The organism is Thermovenabulum gondwanense (genome assembly GCF_001601575.1).
Lineage (GTDB): Bacteria > Bacillota > Thermosediminibacteria > Thermosediminibacterales > Thermosediminibacteraceae > Thermovenabulum > Thermovenabulum gondwanense.
The window spans coordinates 1-564 of record NZ_LOHZ01000001.1 but is presented as its reverse complement, the minus strand read 5'-3'; the positions used below and the strand labels follow the sequence as shown (position 1 = coordinate 564).

Sequence of the window (564 nt, the reverse complement as noted above, 5' to 3'; positions counted from 1 at the left end):
TGCAACTCGCCTGCATGAAGGCGGAATCGCTAGTAATCGCGGATCAGCATGCCGCGGTGAATACGTTCCCGGGCCTTGTACACACCGCCCGTCACACCATGGGAGTTGGCAACACCCGAAGCCGGGCAGAGAGCCTGTCGAAGGTGGGGCCAGCGACTGGGGTGAAGTCGTAACAAGGTAGCCGTATCGGAAGGTGCGGCTGGATCACCTCCTTTCTAAGGAGAAGCTGAGGGCGTGACACTGTTTAGTTTTGAGGGTCCAAGGGAAAGGGGATGTAGCTCAGTTGGGAGAGCACCTGCCTTGCACGCAGGGGGTCAGGAGTTCGAATCTCCTCATCTCCACCAACCCTAAAAAATTGATGGGCTTATAGCTCAGATGGTGAGAGCGCACGCCTGATAAGCGTGAGGTCGGTGGTTCGAGTCCACCTAAGCCCACCATAAAACAGCACCTTGAAAACTGCACAGAGGTAATGGGAGAAGCTCATACGAAGTGAAGGCGAGAGGGTCAAGCTACTAAGGGCACACGGTGGATGCCTTGGCGCAAGGGGGCGAAGAAGGGCGCGGC

Annotated in this window: 2 tRNA genes and 1 rRNA gene; all 3 read left to right on the top strand. The window is 56.9% G+C overall.

The annotated features are described in order from the left end of the window. Nucleotides 1-215: ribosomal RNA gene (locus ATZ99_RS00020) — 16S ribosomal RNA — on the top strand; the annotation flags it as partial. A gap of 53 nt (nt 216-268) precedes the next feature. Beyond that, nucleotides 269-344 (top strand) — tRNA-Ala (locus ATZ99_RS00015). Nucleotides 345-360: 16 nt separating this feature from the next. Further along, nucleotides 361-437, top strand: a tRNA-Ile gene (locus tag ATZ99_RS00010). Nucleotides 438-564 lie beyond the last annotated feature (127 nt).